The following is a 16,668-nucleotide window of genomic DNA, read 5'->3' on the forward strand; positions in this document are numbered from 1 at the left end:
ATGGGTGTGGAAATCCTGATGCCGGCCCTGTCGCCGACGATGACCGAGGGCAAGCTGGCCCGCTGGCTCAAGAAGGAAGGCGACAGCGTCAAGTCCGGCGATGTGATCGCTGAGATCGAGACCGACAAGGCGACCATGGAGGTCGAGGCGGTCGATGAAGGCACGCTGACGAAGATCGTGGTCGCCGAAGGCACCGAGAACGTGTCGGTGAACAGCGTGATCGCCGAGTTGGACGGTGGTTCGGGCGGCGCTGCCGCGGCCCCCGCCCCGGCCGCCGCTGCCCCTGCTGCCGCACCGGCCGCGCCCGCCGTGGTATCCCCCCCTGCCGCCGCCTCGGTAGCTTCCGAGGAGAAGGACTGGGGCCCGACCAAGACCCAGACCGTGCGCGAAGCCCTGCGCGACGCGATGGCCGCCGAAATGCGCGCCGACGACAAGGTGTTCCTGATGGGCGAGGAAGTCGCCCAGTACCAGGGCGCCTACAAGATCAGCCAGGGCCTGCTGGATGAGTTCGGCCCGAAGCGCGTGCTCGACATGCCGATCACCGAACACGGCTTCACCGGCATGGCCGTGGGCGCGGCCTTCGAAGGGCTGAAGCCCATCGTCGAGTTCATGACCTTCAACTTCTCGATGCAGGCCATCGACCACATCATCAACTCCGCCGCCAAGACGCTCTACATGTCCGGCGGTCAGCTGGGTTGCCCTATCGTGTTCCGCGGCCCGAACGGTGCCGCCGCGCGCGTCGCCGCCCAGCACAGCCAGTGCTACGCCAGCTGGTACGCGCATGTCCCCGGCCTGAAGGTGGTGGCCCCCTGGTCCGCCGCCGATGCCAAGGGCCTGCTGCGCGCCGCCATCCGTGACCCGAACCCGGTCGTGTTCCTCGAGAACGAGATCCTGTACGGCCACAGCTTCGAAGTCCCCGAAGCCGAGGATTTCGTGCTGCCGATCGGCAAGGCCAAGGTGGAGCGCGCCGGCACGGACGTGACGCTGGTGGGCTTCTCCATCTCGGTCGGCATGGCGATGCAGGCGGCTGAAAAGCTGGCCGAACAGGGCATCTCCGCCGAGGTGATCAACCTGCGCAGCATCCGCCCGCTGGACATCGACACCATCGTCGCCAGCGTGAAGAAGACCAACCGCCTGGTGACGGTCGAAGAAGGCTGGGCCTTCTCGGGCATTGGCGGCGAAGTGGCGATGCAGGTGATCGAGAGCGCCTTCGACTGGCTGGATGCGCCGCCGGCGCGTGTCGCGGGCAAGGATATTCCGATGCCCTACGCGGCCAATCTCGAGAAACTCGCCCTGCCGCAGGTTGACGACGTGGTGGAAGCCGCCAAGCGTGTGACGTACCGGTAAGGGGGAAAAGCCACATGGCCACCAATATCCTGATGCCCGCGCTGTCGCCGACCATGACGGAAGGCACACTGGCGCGCTGGCTGAAGAATGAGGGCGACAAGGTCAAATCCGGTGACGTGATCGCCGAGATCGAGACCGACAAGGCCACCATGGAAGTCGAGGCTGTCGATGAAGGCATCCTCGGCAAGATCCTGGTGCCCGGCGGCACCGCGAACGTGAAGGTCAATGACCCGATCGCGGTGCTGGTCGAGGAAGGCGAAAGCGTGGATGGCCCGGCCCCCGCGCCGAAGTCCGCCGCAGCCACCCCTGCCCCCACCGCCGCCGCAGCACCGGCGGCGGCCCCCACGGCGGCCCCCACAGCAGCAGTGGCCGCTTCCGGTGATCGCGTCGTCGCCTCCCCGCTCGCGAAGCGGATGGCCCAGCAGGCGGGCATCAGCCTCGCCGGCGTGTCGGGTTCCGGCCCGAACGGGCGCATCGTGAAGGCCGACGTGGAAGCGCAGCTGGGCAAGCCCGCCGCTGCTGCTGCCCCTGCCGCCGCAGCACCGGCGGCTACCGCTGCGGCCGCCCCGGCGCCGAAGCCCGCCCCGGTCGCCCTGCCCGCGGGTGCGAAGACCACCGCCGTGCCCAACAGCACGATGCGCAAGGTCATCGCCCGCCGCCTGTCGGAATCGAAGGCCACCATCCCGCACTTCTACGTCGCGATGGATATCGAGCTCGACGCGCTGCTGGACCTGCGCTCCAAGCTGAACGCGCGTTCGCCCAAGGATGGCGCGGGTGCCTACAAGCTCTCGGTCAATGACCTGGTGATCAAGGCCGCCGCCGTCACGCTGCGCCGCATCCCCGGTGTCGCCGCCAGCTGGACCGAGGAAGCGATCATCCGTTACGACGAGATCGACATCTCGGTCGCCGTCGCGATCCCCGACGGGCTGATCACGCCCATCGTCAAGAACGCCGACGTGAAGGGCCTGGCCGCGATCTCGAACGAGATGAAGGACCTCGGCGCGCGCGCCAAGTCCGGCAAGCTGAAGCCCGAGGAATTCCAGGGCGGCTGCTTCAGCATCTCGAACATGGGCATGTACGGCGTGAAGGACTTCGCCGCGATCATCAACCCGCCCCAGGCCGGCATCCTGGCCGTGGGCGCGGGCGAGCAGCGCGCGGTGGTCAAGAACGGCGCGCTGGCCATCGCCACCGTCATGACCTGCCAGCTTTCGGTCGATCACCGCGTGATCGACGGGTCGCTGGCGGCGGAATGGATGGCCGAGTTCAAGCGCGTCGTCGAAGACCCGCTGAGCCTGATGCTGTGACGATCAGGCAGGCCGGCGCGTCGGATGCCGGGGCGGTCCACGCCCTGATCCGGGCGCTGGCCGTCTATGAGAAGCTCGAGGACAAGTTCCAGGCAGGGGTCGCGGACATCGCTGCCCTGCTGGACAGCGGGGCGTGCAGCGCCCTGCTGGTGGAACACGGGACTGAGGCCGTGGGCCTCGCCCTGTATTACCCGACCGTGCTGACTTTCGCCGGCAAGCGTGGGTTGTGGCTGGAAGACCTGTTCGTCCAGCCCGACCATCGCGGCAAGGGCCATGGGCTCGCGTTGTTGAAGGCCCTGGCGCGCATCACCGTCGAGGGCGGCTACGGCGCGCTCGAATGGAATGTTCTCGACTGGAATACCCCGTCGATCGACTTCTACGGGCAGATCGGCGCAGAGCCCCAGCATGGTTGGACCGACCAGAGATTGACCGGCGACGCGCTCAGCGCGTTGGCCGCCTGAGGAGAGGCACATGGCAGACCAATTCGACGTCGTGGTGGTGGGCGGTGGCCCGGGCGGCTACGTCGCCGCGATCCGCGCGGCCCAGTTGAAGATGAAGGTCGCGCTGGTCGAGCGCGAGCATCTGGGCGGCATCTGCCTGAACTGGGGCTGCATCCCCACCAAGGCCCTGCTGCGCGCCAGCGAAATCAACCACCTGCTGCACAGCCTGGATGCCTATGGCTTCGCGGCGGACAATGTGCGCTTTGATTTCAAGAAGGTCGTGCAGCGCAGCCGCGGTGTGGCGGGCCAGCTGTCCGGCGGCGTGAAGCACCTGCTGAAGAAGAACAAGGTCACCGTCTATGACGGGCACGGCAAGCTGGCCGGCCCGGGCAAGCTCTCCGTCACGAAGGACGGCAAGCCGGTGGCCGAGATCGCGGCCAAGCACATCATTCTGGCCACCGGCGCGCGTGCGCGCGTGCTGCCGGGCCTCGAGCCCGATGGGCAGACCATCTGGTCCTACCGTGAGGCGATGGTCCCCGATGCGCTGCCGAAATCCATCATCGTCATGGGCAGCGGCGCCATCGGCAGCGAGTTCGCCAGCTTCTACCTGAACATGGGTGCGAAGGTGACGCTGGTCGAGGTGATGGACCGCATCCTGCCGGTCGAGGACGCCGAGATCTCCGCCTTCGTGCAGAAGAGCTTCCAGAAGCAGGGCATGCAGGTGCTGACCGGCGCGCGGCTGCAGGGCGTGCGCAAGGAAGGTGGCGGCATCACCGCCATCATCGAAGCCGGCGGCAAGGTGCAGGAAATCAAGGCCGACAAGCTGATCTCGGCGGTCGGCATCGTCGGCAATGTCGAGAACCTGGGCCTTGAGGGCACCAAGGTGAAGGTGGACCGCACCCACATCGAGATCGACGCCTATGGCCGCACCGGCGAACCGGGCGTCTATGCCATCGGCGACATCGCCGGCCCGCCCTGGCTCGCGCATAAGGCCAGCCACGAGGGCGTGATCTGCGTGGAGGCCATCGCCGGCCTGCACCCGCACGCGATGGACGCGCTGAACATCCCCGGCTGCACCTACTGCCGCCCGCAGGTCGCCTCAGTCGGGCTGACCGAAGCAAAGGCGAAGGAAGCCGGGCATGAGGTCCGCGTGGGCCGCTTCCCCTTCATCGGCAACGGCAAGGCCATCGCGATGGGTGAGCCCGAGGGGCTGGTGAAGACCGTGTTCGACGCCAAGACCGGCGAATTGCTGGGCGCGCACATGGTCGGCCCCGAAGTGACCGAGATGATCCAGGGCTATGTGGTCGCCCGCACCCTGGAATCGACGGAAGCCGAGCTGATGCACACCGTCTTCCCGCACCCGACCATCAGTGAATCGATGCATGAATCCGTGCTCGACGCCTATGGCCGCGTGATTCACATCTGAGACTTCGTCCACCCGCATGAAACTCCCCCTCCCGCTGGGAGGGGGCCGGGGCTATATGCCAGCCATGGCCACGCGCATCGAAATCCGTCACGGCAGCGGCAGCCCCGCCGCCGGGGCGGCACGCCACCCCGAAAAGGCCCATCGGCCCGACAACCCCATCCAGCGGAAGCCCGCCTGGATCCGGGTGAAGGCGCCGACGCACCCGATCTACCACGAGACGCGTGAGCTGATGCGCAGCAACAAGCTCGTCACCGTCTGCGAGGAAGCGGCCTGCCCGAACATCGGTGAATGCTGGTCGCAGCGCCACGCCACCATGATGATCATGGGCGAGATCTGCACGCGCGCCTGTTCCTTCTGCAACGTCACCACCGGCCTGCCCAAGGCGCTGGACGGCGACGAACCGAACCGGGTGGCCGATGCGGTCGCCAAGCTCGGCCTGCGCCACGTCGTCATCACCAGCGTGGACCGCGACGATCTGAAGGATGGCGGGGCGGAACACTTCGCCCAGGTCATCCGCGCGACGCGCGCGGCAGCGCCCGAGACCACGATCGAGATCCTGACGCCGGATTTCCTGCGCAAGGACGGCGCGCTGGAGGTCGTGGTGGCGGCCCGGCCGGACGTGTTCAACCACAACCTCGAAACCGTCCCCCGGCTGTATCCGACGATCCGCCCGGGCGCGCGGTACTTCCACTCCCTGCGGCTGCTCGACCAGGTGAAGCAGCTGGACCCGACCATCTTCACCAAATCCGGCATCATGGTCGGCCTGGGTGAGGAAAAGATGGAAGTGCAGCAGGTCATGGACGACCTGCGCAGCGCGGATGTGGATTTCCTGACGATCGGTCAATACCTGCAGCCCAGCGTGAAGCACGCCGCCGTGGCCCGCTTCGTCGAACCGGGTGAGTTCGACGATTATGCTGCCACCGCGCGCGGGAAGGGCTTCCTGCTGGTCTCGTCCACGCCGCTGACCCGCAGTTCGTACCACGCCGACCGCGACTTCGCGGCGCTGAAGGCCGCCAGGCTCGAGCGTCTCGGCCGGGCCTGACCATGCCTACCCACGCGCAGAAGAAGGTGCTCCGGTACACGCCGGAGCAGATGTTCGCCCTGGTGGCCGACGTGCGGCGCTACCCGGAATTCCTGCCCTGGTGCGTGGGCACGCGGATCATCAGCAGCGACGACACCCAGCTGGTCGCCGACATGACCATCGGCTTCAAGGTGTTCCGCGAAACCTTCCGCAGCGAGGTCGCTCTCGACGCCCCGCACGAGGTGAAGGTGCGCTACCTGAACGGCCCGTTCCGCTACTTGACGAACAACTGGCGGTTCAACCCGCACCCGCAGGGCACCGAGGTCGATTTCTTCGTGGATTTCGAATTCCGCAGCCCGCTGCTCAAGGCGACCATCGGCCTCGTGTTCAACGAGGCGGTGCAGATGATGGTGCGCGCCTTCGAACGGCGCGCCATGGCGCTGTATGGCCGCCCCACCGCCGGCGGCGGGGTTCCGCAGCCGGCGCAGTAGCGCCCCCTACCGGCGCGGTAGCGGCCCGAGCAGGCCGAGGTTCAGCGCGGTCTTGTACAGCCGCACCTCGAAATCGGGCTTTGCCGCCTGCTCGCGCAGGCCCTCCAGTTCCTCGGGCGTCGGCTCGGTCAGAGCCGGCAGCATGGCAGGCGGCGGGGCTTCCGGCACCGGAAAGCCCAGCATCGTCTGGACCACCTCATCGGTGACGGGCGCGGTAGCCCCGCAGGTCAGCGTCACCTCACCGATCGGCATCAGCCGCCCGGCGAAGGCGCAGCCCAGAAACTCCTCACGCTCCAGCGCCGCGTCCCACAGGACGAAGCTGGTACCGCGCAGCACATCCACGCAGCGCACGCCGCCCGCTGTCTCGGTCGAGAGCAGGTGGAACAGGGTGAAGTTCGCGTGGCCGGCGGCGGAGAGCACCTCCGCCTGCTCACCGGTCGCCGTTTCGGCGGTCGCTCGCTGCTCACGCTCGATGGCCGCCGTGTGGCCGCCCACGGGAGCGAAGACCGCGAGGTCGAACAGCAGGCCGAACTGCACGTCGTTGCTGACCAGCGGTTCCTTGCCGCCCCACAGCCCCAACGCGCGCGCCTGGGACGCCATGGTGGCGGCGGGCACGCGCTTGGCAGCCCCGGTCAGAACCTTCTCGCGCGCCGCCGACAGCGCCTGGTAGCGGGGGTTATTGGCAAGCTGGCTCACAGGCCCTCCGGTATGGTCACGCCCAGCCTCACGGCCGTGGCCCTGATATTCGCCCAGGCTTCCTGCGGCAGCGGCACGCCCTGCGCAAGACGCTCGGCGCGGCGTTTTGCCTCGGGCTCACCGGGAATGAGCACGGGGGCGGCAGGATCGGCCGCCTGGCACTCCTTCACCCAGGCGATGTAGTGGCGACCCGCTGCCTCGAACGCTGCCTGATCACCGAAATGCTTGGGCGACAGCATGATGGACAGCATGCCGTTTGTGATGCGCGCGCGCTCCTTCACCGGCCCCGAGGTCGCGCTGCCCGTCAGCGCGCCGGCCAGCAATTCGCAGATCAGCGCCAGCCCCGACCCCTTATGGTCGCCGAAGGCGCGGATCGCCCCGGTGCCGAGAGAGGCATTGCGCGGCCCCACCGCCTCATAGGGCCCGTAGAGCGTGTGCGGGTCAGACGAAAGCCGGCCGTCGCGCTCGATCAACGCGCCCTCGGGCAGCGGCTTGCCGCCGTTGCTCGCGACCAGCACCTTGCCCTCCGCGACCAGCGAGGTCGCGAAATCCAGCACCACCGGCCCATCGGGCAGCGGCACGCCCACGCTGATGGGCGCGGTGGAGAAACGGCGCTCCGTCCCGCCGAAAGGCGCGACCAGCACGCTGCCGCCGACATTGACGAAGTTGATCGCGATCAGCCCCGCGCGCAGCGCCATTTCCGAATAGTCACCCACACGGCCGATATGGCTCGCGTTGCGCAGGCCCATGATGCAGGAGCCGGTTTCGAGCGCGCGCTTGATGGCGAACTGCGTCGCCTGCTCCGCCACCGTCTGGCCGAAGCCGTATTGCCCGTCCAGCAGGACGAAGGCCCCACCATCCGTCACCACGCTGATCTGCTGGCCCTTGATGATATAGCCGGCCTCCAGCCACTCGATGTAGCGCGGCACCCGCACCACCCCGTGGCTGTCATGCCCAGCGAGGTTGGCACCCACCAGGTGGTTCGAGATCCGCGCGCTTTCCTTGTCCGAGCAGCCGGCGTGGCGGAACACCTCGGTGATCACGCCCTCCAGCACGGGGGCGGGGATCAGGATGTCGGTAGCGGCCATGGTTTCCTCGTCATTCGGTTCTTGGTCTGAATGGACGTTGCAACGGTTGCACCCGTTACGCCAGCATCAGCCCCAGGCAATTCAACCAACCCGGGGAATGTTCAGGATGCTGCGACGTGCCGTCGTTGTTCTCTTGCTGGCGCTGCCCGTGCCCGCCCTCGCGCAGACGCCACTGGAACGCGGGCGAACCCTGGTCGAAGGGATCGCCGCCTGCGGCAATTGCCACACACCCAAGGGACCGCAGGGCGATCTGCCCGGCATGGCCTTTGCCGGTGGGCTGGTGATCGACGAACCCAATGCCTTCCGCGCGGTCACCAGCAACATCACGCCCGACCCGGAGACCGGGATCGGCCGCTGGACGGATGCGCAGATCATCCGCGCCATCCGCGAAGGGGTGCGCCCGGATGGCCGGGTGCTCGGCCCGCCCATGCCCTTCGCCCTGTACCGCGACATCAGCGACCGTGACGCCACGGCCATCGTCGCGTACCTGCGCAGTCTTCGCCCGGTGCGGAACGTGGTGGAGGCATCGCGCTACCCGATGCCGCTGCCGCCGGCCTATGGCCCGCCGCTCGGCACCGTCGCCGGCCCGGCGGACACGCCGATCGCGCGCGGCGCGTATCTGGGCGGCCCCCTCGGCCACTGCATCGAATGCCACAGCCCGATGGGTACGGGCGGTCAGCGCGACTTCACGCGCGCCGGCACCGGCGGGCCGCCGCTGAACGGGCCGATGGGCGCCATCGTCCCGCCCGCCATCAACGGACCCGCGCTGCGGGGCTGGACCGATGCGCAGATCGAGCGCGCGATCCGCCAAGGTGTGTCCAGCGACGGCCGGCGCCTCGCCCCTCCGATGGCCTTCCCGCATTATGCCCGCATCGGCGGCACGGAGATGCGCGACCTGATCGCCTATCTGCGCAGCCTGCCCTGACGCGTCGCGTCCCATTCGCCGCGCCCCGGTTGCGCCGGGACGCCGTGTGATGGAGGCTGCGCCGCCCCCGTGCCGGCCCCTTTGCCGCGCGCGGCGGATGCGAGGATGCAGGTGATGGATACGCAGCGCGTGGACGCGATCGTGGTGGGGGCCGGCATGTCCGGGGCCACCGCCGCGGCCAATCTGGCCGAAACCCACAAGGTGGCCCTTCTGGAGATGGAGGACACCGCCGGCTATCACACCACCGGTCGAAGTGCCGCGATCTGGATCCGCAACTACGGCGCGCATGACGTGCGCGTGCTGACCGCGGCATCCAAGGAATTCTTCCAATCCCCGCCGGAGGGCTTCACCGACACCGCGCTGGCCGCCGACCGGCCCGTGATGCACATCGCCCCCGCGGCCCAGGTGCAGGTGCTGCATGACCTGGTGCAGGGCGGGGCCGTGATCGAGGAAATCAGCCCCGCCCGCGCGAAGGAACTCGTCCCGGCCCTGCGCGACGGCTATGTCGCGGCGGCCGCCCTTGAAACCGACTGCTTCGACATGGAGGTGGCGGCCCTGCACCAGGGCTATCTGCGGCAGTTGAAGCACCGCGGCGGCATCATCGCCCTGCGCAACCGCGCCAGCCGCATCTGGCGTCAGGACGGGATGTGGCACGCCGAAACCAGCGCGGGGGCGGTGTTCATCGCGCCCGCCATCGTCGACGCCGCCGGCGCCTGGGGCGATGAGGTCGCGACCCTGGCCGGGGAACCGACGGTCGGCCTGCAGCCCAAGCGCCGCACCGGCGTGATCATCGACCCCACGCCCTTCGACGTGCACCACTGGCCGCTGGTCGATGACGCCAGCCACACCTGGTACGCCCGCCCCGAGGCCCGCAGCAAACTGATGTTGAGCCCGGCGGACGAAACGGACACCGAACCCTGCGACGCCCAGCCCGATGAGCTGGACGTGGCGATCGCGGTGGACCGCATGCAGCAGGCCATGACCATCGAGGTCCGCCGCGTCGAACACAGCTGGGCGGGGCTGCGCACCTTCGCCCCGGACCGGTCGCTGGTGATCGGCCCGGGCCGCCAGCCCGGCTTCTTCTGGATGTGCGGCCAGGGCGGCTACGGTATCCAGACCGCCCCCGCGGCCGGGCGGCTGATCGCCACCCAGATCCGCGGCGAGGCCCCGCCCGCCGATGTCGCCGAAGCCGTGCCGCTGCTCGACCCGAAGAGGTTCAACTGATGTCCGTCCTGCCCAGCTACGCCGATGTGGTGGCCGCCGCCGACCGCATCGCGCCCTATATCCGCCGCACGCCCATGATGCAGCACCCCGCGTTGGACGCCGCCGTGGGGGCGACCGTGCTGATCAAGCCCGAGCCGTTGCAGCGCACCGGCAGCTTCAAGCTGCGCGGGGCCACCAACGCCGCCCTGCGCCTGCCCGAAGCGGCCCGCGCGGGGGGCATCGTCACCCATTCCTCGGGCAATCACGGCCAGGCGGTGGCCTGCGCGGCGGCGGCCCTCGGCATGCCCGCCACCGTCGCCATGCCCTCCGACGCGCCGGGGCTGAAGGTGCGGGCCACCAAGCGCTGGGGGGCGGAGGTCGTGCCCTTCGACCGGCATGGCGTGGACCGTGACGATCTCGCCCGCGGTCTCGCCGCCGAGCGCGGCGCCACCGTCATTCCCCCCTTCGATCACCCCGACGTCATCGCCGGCCAAGGCACGCTGGTGCTGGAGCTGCTGGAGGATGCGGCGGCGGAGGGCCTCACGCTCGACACGCTGGCGGTCTGCACCGGCGGCGGGGGGCTGCTCGGCGGTTGCTCGCTGGTGATGGCCGAACGCCTGCCCGGCGCCAAGGTCTGGGCGGTGGAACCCGAGGGCTGGGACGATTACGGCCAGAGCCTGCGCGCCGGCAGCCGCATCGCCAATGACGGCAAGGGCCCGGGGCTGTGCGACGCGCTGCTGTCCAAGCAGCCCGGCGAGATGACCTTCGCGGTCAACCAGCCCCGCGTCGAGGGCGGCGTGTTCGTCACCCAGGACGAAGTATTCGCCGCCATGCGCTTCGCGTTCGAACATCTGAAGATCGTGGTCGAACCCGGCGGGTCGGTCGCGCTCGCCGCCGTGCTGGCGGGCAAGGTGAAGGGCGAGGTGATCGGCGTGGTGGTCAGCGGCGGCAACGCCGACCCTGCGATCTTCGCCCAGGCGCTCGCCGCCGGCTGAGCCCTAGCTTTGGCGCTGCCTGCCATTCGCGGGCAGCGCTGGACCTTTGCGCGCTTTGGGTGTTGAAGGCGCCGCAACGTCGCAGGGACCTGTCATGACCGAGATCCTTCCCATCCGCCGCGCCTTGCTGTCCGTGTCGGACAAGACCGGGCTGATCGAGTTCGGCCGCTTCTTGGCCGCGCATGGGGCGGAGATCCTCTCGACCGGCGGCACGGCGAAGGCGCTGCGCGACGCCGGCATCCCGGTGAAGGATGTCTCGGACCACACCGGCTTTCCCGAGATCCTGGACGGGCGCGTGAAGACGCTGGTTCCCCAGGTTCATGGCGGCATCCTCGGCCGGCGCGACCTGCCCGAGCATCAGGCCCAGATGGCCCAGCACCAGATCGCGCCGATCGACCTCGTCGCCGTCAACCTCTATCCGTTCGAGGCGACGGTCGCGCGCGGCGCGGCCTTCGACGACTGCATCGAGAACATCGACATCGGCGGCCCGGCGATGATCCGCTCGGCGGCCAAGAACCACGCCGATGTGGCCGTGGTGACCGACCCCGCGCAGATGGCGCGCATCGTCGAAGCCGGCGGGACCACCGCCGAGATGCGCCGCGAATTCGCAGCCGCCGCCTATGCCCGCACCGCGGCCTATGACGCGGCGATTTCTTCCTGGTTCGCCGGGCAGCTGGGCCAGGAATTCCCGCCCCGCCTCGCTTTCTCGGGCCAGCTGGCGCAGACCCTGCGCTATGGCGAGAACCCGCATCAGAAGGCGGGCTTCTACCTCGATGGTTCCAACCGCCCCGGCATCGCGACCGCGCGCCAGGTGCAGGGCAAGGAGCTGTCGTACAACAACCTCAACGACACCGACGCCGCCTTCGAATGCGTGGCGGAGTTCGACAAGCCCACGGTCGTCATCGTCAAGCACGCGAACCCCTGCGGCGTGGCCGAGGGCACGAGCCTGACCGAAGCCTGGGACCTGGCACTGCGCTGCGACCCGGTCAGCGCCTTCGGCGGCATCGTCGCGGTGAACCGCAAGCTGGATCTCGCGACCGCCGAGAAGATCGCCTCGATCTTCACCGAGGTGGTGATCGCCCCCGACGCGGATGAGGACGCGATCGCGGCCTTCGCCCGCAAGAAGAACCTGCGCCTGCTGCTGACCGGCGGCCTGCCTGACCCGGCCTCGGCGGGCATGACCTTCCGTTCCGTGGGTGGGGGCTTCCTGGCCCAGGGCCGCGATTCGGGCCGTGTCTCGGCCGAGACGCTGAAGGTGGTGACCAAGCGCGCGCCGACCGAAGCCGAGCTGGCCGACCTGATCTTCGCCTTCCGCGTGGGCAAGCACGTCAAGTCGAACGCCATCATCTACGCCAAGGATGGTGCGACGGTGGGCATCGGCGCCGGCCAGATGAGCCGCGTGGACAGCAGCCGCATCGCAGCCTGGAAAAGCGGTGAGGCCGCGAAGGCTGCCGGGCTCGACACCCCGCTCGCGGTCGGCAGCGTGGTGGCCTCCGACGCGTTCTTCCCCTTCGCCGACGGCCTGCAGGCCGCCGCCGCCGCGGGTGCCACCGCCGTCATCCAGCCCGGCGGCTCCATGCGCGACAATGAGGTGATCGCCGCCGCCGACGAGGCAGGCCTCGCCATGGTGTTCACCGGGATGCGACACTTCCGCCACTGATGCGGGGCCGCGAATCGCAGGCCCCAACCAAGGGGCCTGTGCATGAGCGGTGAGACGATCGTGATTTTGGGCGCCCAGCTGCTGTTGCTGCTGGGCGTCGTGCTTTTGTGGCTGCGCAAACCGCCGGCCGACACCGCCACCCAGGAAAAGCTGGCCGCGCTGCAGGCCGCCATCCCGGCCGAGCTGCGGGCGGAACTCGCCCAGCGCCTGCCCGAACTGTCCCGCGAAATCAGCGCGTTTGCCGTCGAACAGGGCAAGCTGCTGGCGGGGCAGGAAAAATCGCTGCTGCAATCGCTCTCGACCAGCCGTGAACAGGCGGCCGAACACGCCGCCAGCCTGCGCCGCGACCAGGCGGCCAACACCGCGGAGGCCCGCCAGGCGCTGGAAGCCGTGCGCACCACCCTGGCCGAGGGCGTGGGCAAGCAGGGCACTGCCCTCGCCGAGGAAATGACCCGCACGCGCGATCTGATGGATGCCCGGCTGAAGGAGCTGCGCGAGGGCAACGAGAAGAAGCTCGCGGAAATCCAGGCCAGCGTGAACGAGCAGCTGGCCGGCGCGGTCGAGAAGCAGATGAACGAAAGCTTCAACCGCGTGATCGACCAGTTCACCGCCGTGCAGAAGGCCATGGGCGACGTGCAGGCCGTGACCGCGCAGATCGGCGACATCAAGCGCCTGTTCGGCAATGTGAAGACGCGCGGCGGCTGGGGTGAGACCCAGGTGAAGGCCATGCTGGACGATATTCTGCCCGAGGGTTCCTACGAGGTGAATGTCCGCCTGCGCGAGGGCAGCTCCGACGCGGTGGAGTTCTGCGTGGTGATGCCGGTGCAGGGCAGCGAGCGGGTGCTGCTGCCGGTCGACGCCAAGTTTCCGGTCGAGGATTTCGAAAGGCTGCTGGCCGCCTGGGAAGCCGCCGACCCGGTGGCCGAGACCGCCGCGCGCAAGTCCCTGGAACTGCGCATCCGCAGCGAGGCGCAGAAGATCGCCCAGAAATACATCTGCCCCCCGCGCACGGTCGAATTCGGCGTGATGTACCTGCCGACGGAAGGGCTCTACGCCGAGGTCGCGCGCATCCCCGGGCTGATCGACGATATCGGGCGCAATCATCGTGTGCTGGTGCTCGGCCCCACGCTGCTGCCCGCGCTGCTGCGCACCATCCAGCTGGGCCACGTCACGCTGGCTTTGTCCAAGAACGCCGAGGGCGTGAAGGATCTTCTGGCCGCGACGAAAAGCGAGATGCAGAAGATGGACGACGTGCTGGGCAGCCTCAGCAAGCAGGTCGGGACCGTCACCACCACAATCGGCAAGGCGCAGACCCGCACGCGCGCCATCGCGCGCAAGCTGCGCGGGGTGGACGCCATGCCCGACGAAGCCGCACGGGCCTTGATCGGCGTGGATGAAGGCCCGGACGAGGAGAACGAAGCACCATGATGCAGCTGCAATCGGCCGCCGGGCTGCTGGGCCTGTGCCTGCTGGCCTGGGTGTCGGGCGGGTGCCGGCGCGGCGTGCGCTGGCAGGTGGTGGCGGCGGGTATCGGCGCGCAGCTGGTGCTCGGCGTGCTGATGCTATGGGTGCCGCCCTTCCGCGCCGCCTTCTCGGTAATCGGGGATGGCGTGACGGCACTGGCCCGGGCCACCCAGGCTGGCACCTCGCTGGTTTTCGGCTACCTGGGCGGCGCCCCGCTGCCCTTTGCCGAAACCGCGCCGGGCGCGAGCTTCATCCTGTTCTTCCAGGCGCTGCCGCTGGTGCTGGTGGTGGGCGCGCTGTCGGCGCTGCTGTATCATTGGCGGGTGCTGCCCTTCATCGTCGGGCTGCTGGCGCGAGGGCTGCGGCGCAGCTTCGGCCTGGGCGGCGCGGCGGGTTTTTCGGTCGCGGCCAATGTGTTCGTGGGCATGGTCGAGGCCCCGCTGCTGATCCGCGCCTGGCTTGCGCGGCTGACCCTCTCGGAATTGTTCGTGGTGATGGTGGCCGGCCTCGCGACCATTTCGGGCAACATGCTGGTGGTCTACGCCACCATGATCTCCTCGGTCGTGCCGGATGCGGCAGGGCAGCTGCTGGCGGCGTCGCTCATCGCGGCCCCGGCCTCGGTCATGGCCGCACTGCTGATGGTTCCGGCTACCGAGCCGCCAACCGAGGCCGGCGGCGGGATGTCGGTGCCGCTGTATAACTCGACCATGGAAGCGCTGGTGCAGGGCACGCAGGATGGGCTGCAGCTGCTGCTGGGCATCATGGCGTCGCTGATCGTGTTCGTGGCGCTCGTCGCGCTGGTGAACATGGCGATCGAGCCCATCTTCGGCGTGACGCTGCAGGGCATCGCCGGCTGGCTGTTCCGCCCGCTGGCGCTGATGATGGGCATCCCCTGGGCCGAAAGCGGCACGGTGGCTGCCTCGCTCGGCATCAAGACCGTGATCAACGAGTTCGTGTCCTACCTCAACCTCGCCCAGTCGGGGGGCGCGGGGCTGTCGGAAAGATCGCGCATCATTCTCAGCTACGCGCTGTGCGGCTTCACCAATATCGGCTCGCTCGGGATCATGCTGGGTGGGATGAACGCCATGTGCCCCGAGCGGCGGGCCGACATCGTGCGGCTTGGCTGGCCCAGCCTGTGGGCCGCCACACTGGCGTGCTGCATGACCGGTGCTACGGTGGGCATTCTGACACCCGGCTGAAGCGGATAGCGTCCATGTCCCACCTGATCCACCGTAACCTGCGGGCCACCCCGCCGCTCGCCGTCGAAGGCAAGGGCATCTGGCTGACGGCGGCGGACGGGCATCGGGTGATGGATGCCTCGGGCGGGGCGGCGGTGGCCTGCCTCGGCCACGGGCACCCGCGCGTGCTGGAAGCCATGGCGGCGCAGATGGGCAAGCTGACCTACGCGCACACCGCCCTGTTCGGCTGCGAAAGTGCCGAGGCCCTGGCCGACACGCTGGTCGGCCACCGTCCGGGCGGGCTTTCCTTCGCGTATTTCGTGTCCTCCGGCAGTGAGGGGATGGAGGCCGCGATCAAGCTCGCGCGGCAGCATTTCCTCGAAAAGGGCCAGCCGCAGCGCACGAGATACATCGCCCGGCGCCAAAGCTACCACGGCAACACGCTGGGTGCGCTGTCGGCGGGCGGCAACGCGATGCGCCGCGCGCCCTATGCGCCCCTGCTGACCGACGCCTTCAGCCATGTCTCGCCCTGCTACGCCTATCGCGACCGGCAGGACGGCGAAACCGATGCCGAGATGGTGGCGCGGCTGGCGGCGGAGCTGGAGGCGGAGTTCCAGCGCCTCGGCCCGCAGAACGTGATTGCCTTCTGCGCGGAAACCGTGGTGGGCGCCACGCTGGGCTGCGCCACCGCCCTGCCCGGCTATTTCCCGGCCATGCGCGCAGTCTGCGACCGCCACGGCGCGCTGCTGATCCTGGATGAGGTGATGTCGGGCATGGGCCGCACCGGCACCCTGCATGGTTGGGAACAGGAAGGCGTGACGCCGGACATCCAGGTGATCGCCAAGGGGCTCGGCGGCGGCTACCAGCCGATCGGGGGCATTTTGGCGACCGAAGCGGTGATCGCGCCGATCCGCGACGGCTCGGGCAGCTTCATGCACGGCCATACCTATCAGTCCCACCCGGTGGCCTGTGCCGCGGCACTCGCCGTGCAGCAGGTGATCCGCGAGGAAGCGCTGATCGACAACGTGGCCGCCATGGGCCGCCTGCTGGAAACCCGGCTGACGGAACGGCTGGGCAACCACCACCATGTGGGTGACATCCGCGGCCGCGGCCTGTTCTGGGCGATCGAGCTGGTTGCCGACCGCGCGACCAAGGCGGTGTTCGACCCCGCGCGCAAGCTGCACGCCCGCGTGGCCGAAGAAGCCTATGCGCGGGGGCTGGGCTGTTACCCGATGGGGGGCACGATTGACGGCCGCCAGGGCGACCACGTCATCCTCGCCCCGCCCTACAACGTGACCGAGCAGGAGATCGGCATGATCGTGGAGCGTTTCGGCGACGCGGTGGAAGCAGCCCTGGCCTAAAAGGCGCACGCACGGGCGGCATGTGCGCCCAGGTCTTGACGTGGGGCGCTGGTAATGCGCCCAACACGG

General features: G+C 69.0%; 15 protein-coding genes. 13 read left to right on the forward strand and 2 right to left on the reverse strand.

The genetic code is table 11. The annotated features are described in order from the left end of the window. The 6 genes from EOD42_RS02680 to EOD42_RS02705 all read left to right on the forward strand — a co-directional run bounded on the left by EOD42_RS02680 (position 1) and on the right by EOD42_RS02705 (position 6,029). Positions 1-1,347 carry a pyruvate dehydrogenase complex E1 component subunit beta gene (locus EOD42_RS02680; RefSeq protein ID WP_127785646.1) on the forward strand — a complete coding sequence of 449 codons (1,347 nt, stop codon included), beginning with the start codon at positions 1-3 and terminating at the stop codon, positions 1,345-1,347. A 14-nt stretch (positions 1,348-1,361) separates the two neighbouring features. Then, a complete protein-coding gene (locus tag EOD42_RS02685; protein WP_127785648.1) occupies positions 1,362-2,651 on the forward strand; it encodes a pyruvate dehydrogenase complex dihydrolipoamide acetyltransferase in 1,290 nt (429 codons plus the stop codon). Continuing rightward, positions 2,648-3,112 (forward strand): GNAT family N-acetyltransferase, encoded by a 465-nt coding sequence (locus EOD42_RS02690; protein WP_240654820.1) that lies wholly within the window; start codon positions 2,648-2,650, stop codon positions 3,110-3,112. The genes EOD42_RS02685 and EOD42_RS02690 overlap by 4 nt, the downstream gene beginning before the upstream one ends. A gap of 10 nt (positions 3,113-3,122) precedes the next feature. Then, positions 3,123-4,517 (forward strand): dihydrolipoyl dehydrogenase, encoded by a 1,395-nt coding sequence (gene lpdA / locus EOD42_RS02695; RefSeq protein ID WP_127785651.1) that lies wholly within the window; start codon positions 3,123-3,125, stop codon positions 4,515-4,517. 64 nt (positions 4,518-4,581) lie between these two features. After that, entirely contained in the window at positions 4,582-5,559 is a 978-nt protein-coding gene (gene lipA, locus EOD42_RS02700) for a lipoyl synthase (protein WP_127785653.1), read from the forward strand. A gap of 2 nt (positions 5,560-5,561) precedes the next feature. After that, a complete protein-coding gene (locus tag EOD42_RS02705) occupies positions 5,562-6,029 on the forward strand; it encodes a type II toxin-antitoxin system RatA family toxin (RefSeq protein ID WP_127785655.1) in 468 nt (155 codons plus the stop codon). A gap of 6 nt (positions 6,030-6,035) precedes the next feature. On the opposite strand, the gene EOD42_RS02710 is transcribed toward EOD42_RS02705, so the two are convergent. Together EOD42_RS02710 and EOD42_RS02715 are read right to left on the reverse strand one after the other, a co-directional pair. Next, positions 6,036-6,725 carry a hypothetical protein gene (locus tag EOD42_RS02710; protein WP_127785657.1) on the reverse strand — a complete coding sequence of 230 codons (690 nt, stop codon included), beginning with the start codon at positions 6,723-6,725 and terminating at the stop codon, positions 6,036-6,038. Then, positions 6,722-7,813 (reverse strand): malate/lactate/ureidoglycolate dehydrogenase, encoded by a 1,092-nt coding sequence (locus EOD42_RS02715; RefSeq protein WP_127785659.1) that lies wholly within the window; start codon positions 7,811-7,813, stop codon positions 6,722-6,724. The genes EOD42_RS02710 and EOD42_RS02715 overlap by 4 nt, the downstream gene beginning before the upstream one ends. 106 nt (positions 7,814-7,919) lie before the next feature. Here EOD42_RS02715 and EOD42_RS02720 point away from each other — a divergent pair, with 106 nt between their 5' ends. From EOD42_RS02720 to EOD42_RS02750, 7 genes are all read left to right on the forward strand, one after another. Then, entirely contained in the window at positions 7,920-8,738 is an 819-nt protein-coding gene (locus EOD42_RS02720) for a c-type cytochrome (RefSeq protein WP_240654823.1), read from the forward strand. A 114-nt stretch (positions 8,739-8,852) separates the two neighbouring features. Next, positions 8,853-9,962, forward strand: a complete 1,110-nt coding sequence (locus EOD42_RS02725; protein ID WP_240654826.1) for an NAD(P)/FAD-dependent oxidoreductase — start codon at positions 8,853-8,855, stop codon at positions 9,960-9,962. Then, a complete protein-coding gene (locus EOD42_RS02730) occupies positions 9,962-10,936 on the forward strand; it encodes a threonine ammonia-lyase (protein ID WP_127785665.1) in 975 nt (324 codons plus the stop codon). Before EOD42_RS02725 ends, EOD42_RS02730 begins: the two co-directional genes overlap by 1 nt. 94 nt (positions 10,937-11,030) lie before the next feature. Further along, positions 11,031-12,596 (forward strand): bifunctional phosphoribosylaminoimidazolecarboxamide formyltransferase/IMP cyclohydrolase, encoded by a 1,566-nt coding sequence (gene purH, locus EOD42_RS02735; RefSeq protein WP_127785667.1) that lies wholly within the window; start codon positions 11,031-11,033, stop codon positions 12,594-12,596. A 42-nt stretch (positions 12,597-12,638) separates the two neighbouring features. Further along, a complete protein-coding gene (gene rmuC / locus EOD42_RS02740; RefSeq protein WP_127785669.1) occupies positions 12,639-14,024 on the forward strand; it encodes a DNA recombination protein RmuC in 1,386 nt (461 codons plus the stop codon). Next, on the forward strand, positions 14,021-15,259 hold the full coding sequence (locus EOD42_RS02745; protein ID WP_127785671.1) for a NupC/NupG family nucleoside CNT transporter: 1,239 nt from the start codon (positions 14,021-14,023) through the stop codon (positions 15,257-15,259). The genes rmuC and EOD42_RS02745 overlap by 4 nt, the downstream gene beginning before the upstream one ends. A gap of 14 nt (positions 15,260-15,273) precedes the next feature. Continuing rightward, the gene (locus EOD42_RS02750) at positions 15,274-16,599 is read left to right on the forward strand and encodes an aspartate aminotransferase family protein (protein WP_127785673.1); all 1,326 of its coding nucleotides are present in this window, start codon (positions 15,274-15,276) and stop codon (positions 16,597-16,599) included. The last annotated feature ends 69 nt before the right edge of the window (positions 16,600-16,668 follow it).

This window comes from Rhodovarius crocodyli, from assembly GCF_004005855.1.
GTDB lineage: Bacteria > Pseudomonadota > Alphaproteobacteria > Acetobacterales > Acetobacteraceae > Rhodovarius > Rhodovarius crocodyli.

What these genes read in the sequence shown, in the direction of transcription:
- EOD42_RS02680 (WP_127785646.1), top strand. Translation starts at nt 1, where the DNA reads ATGGGTGTGGAAATCCTGATGCCGGCCCTGTCGCCGACGATGACCGAG.
- EOD42_RS02685 (WP_127785648.1), top strand. Translation starts at nt 1,362, where the DNA reads ATGGCCACCAATATCCTGATGCCCGCGCTGTCGCCGACCATGACGGAA.
- lpdA (WP_127785651.1), top strand. Translation starts at nt 3,123, where the DNA reads ATGGCAGACCAATTCGACGTCGTGGTGGTGGGCGGTGGCCCGGGCGGC.
- lipA (WP_127785653.1), top strand. Translation starts at nt 4,582, where the DNA reads ATGGCCACGCGCATCGAAATCCGTCACGGCAGCGGCAGCCCCGCCGCC.
- EOD42_RS02705 (WP_127785655.1), top strand. Translation starts at nt 5,562, where the DNA reads ATGCCTACCCACGCGCAGAAGAAGGTGCTCCGGTACACGCCGGAGCAG.
- EOD42_RS02715 (WP_127785659.1), bottom strand. Translation starts at nt 7,813, where the DNA reads ATGGCCGCTACCGACATCCTGATCCCCGCCCCCGTGCTGGAGGGCGTG.
- EOD42_RS02720 (WP_240654823.1), top strand. Translation starts at nt 7,920, where the DNA reads ATGCTGCGACGTGCCGTCGTTGTTCTCTTGCTGGCGCTGCCCGTGCCC.
- EOD42_RS02725 (WP_240654826.1), top strand. Translation starts at nt 8,853, where the DNA reads ATGGATACGCAGCGCGTGGACGCGATCGTGGTGGGGGCCGGCATGTCC.
- EOD42_RS02730 (WP_127785665.1), top strand. Translation starts at nt 9,962, where the DNA reads ATGTCCGTCCTGCCCAGCTACGCCGATGTGGTGGCCGCCGCCGACCGC.
- purH (WP_127785667.1), top strand. Translation starts at nt 11,031, where the DNA reads ATGACCGAGATCCTTCCCATCCGCCGCGCCTTGCTGTCCGTGTCGGAC.
- rmuC (WP_127785669.1), top strand. Translation starts at nt 12,639, where the DNA reads ATGAGCGGTGAGACGATCGTGATTTTGGGCGCCCAGCTGCTGTTGCTG.
- EOD42_RS02745 (WP_127785671.1), top strand. Translation starts at nt 14,021, where the DNA reads ATGATGCAGCTGCAATCGGCCGCCGGGCTGCTGGGCCTGTGCCTGCTG.
- EOD42_RS02750 (WP_127785673.1), top strand. Translation starts at nt 15,274, where the DNA reads ATGTCCCACCTGATCCACCGTAACCTGCGGGCCACCCCGCCGCTCGCC.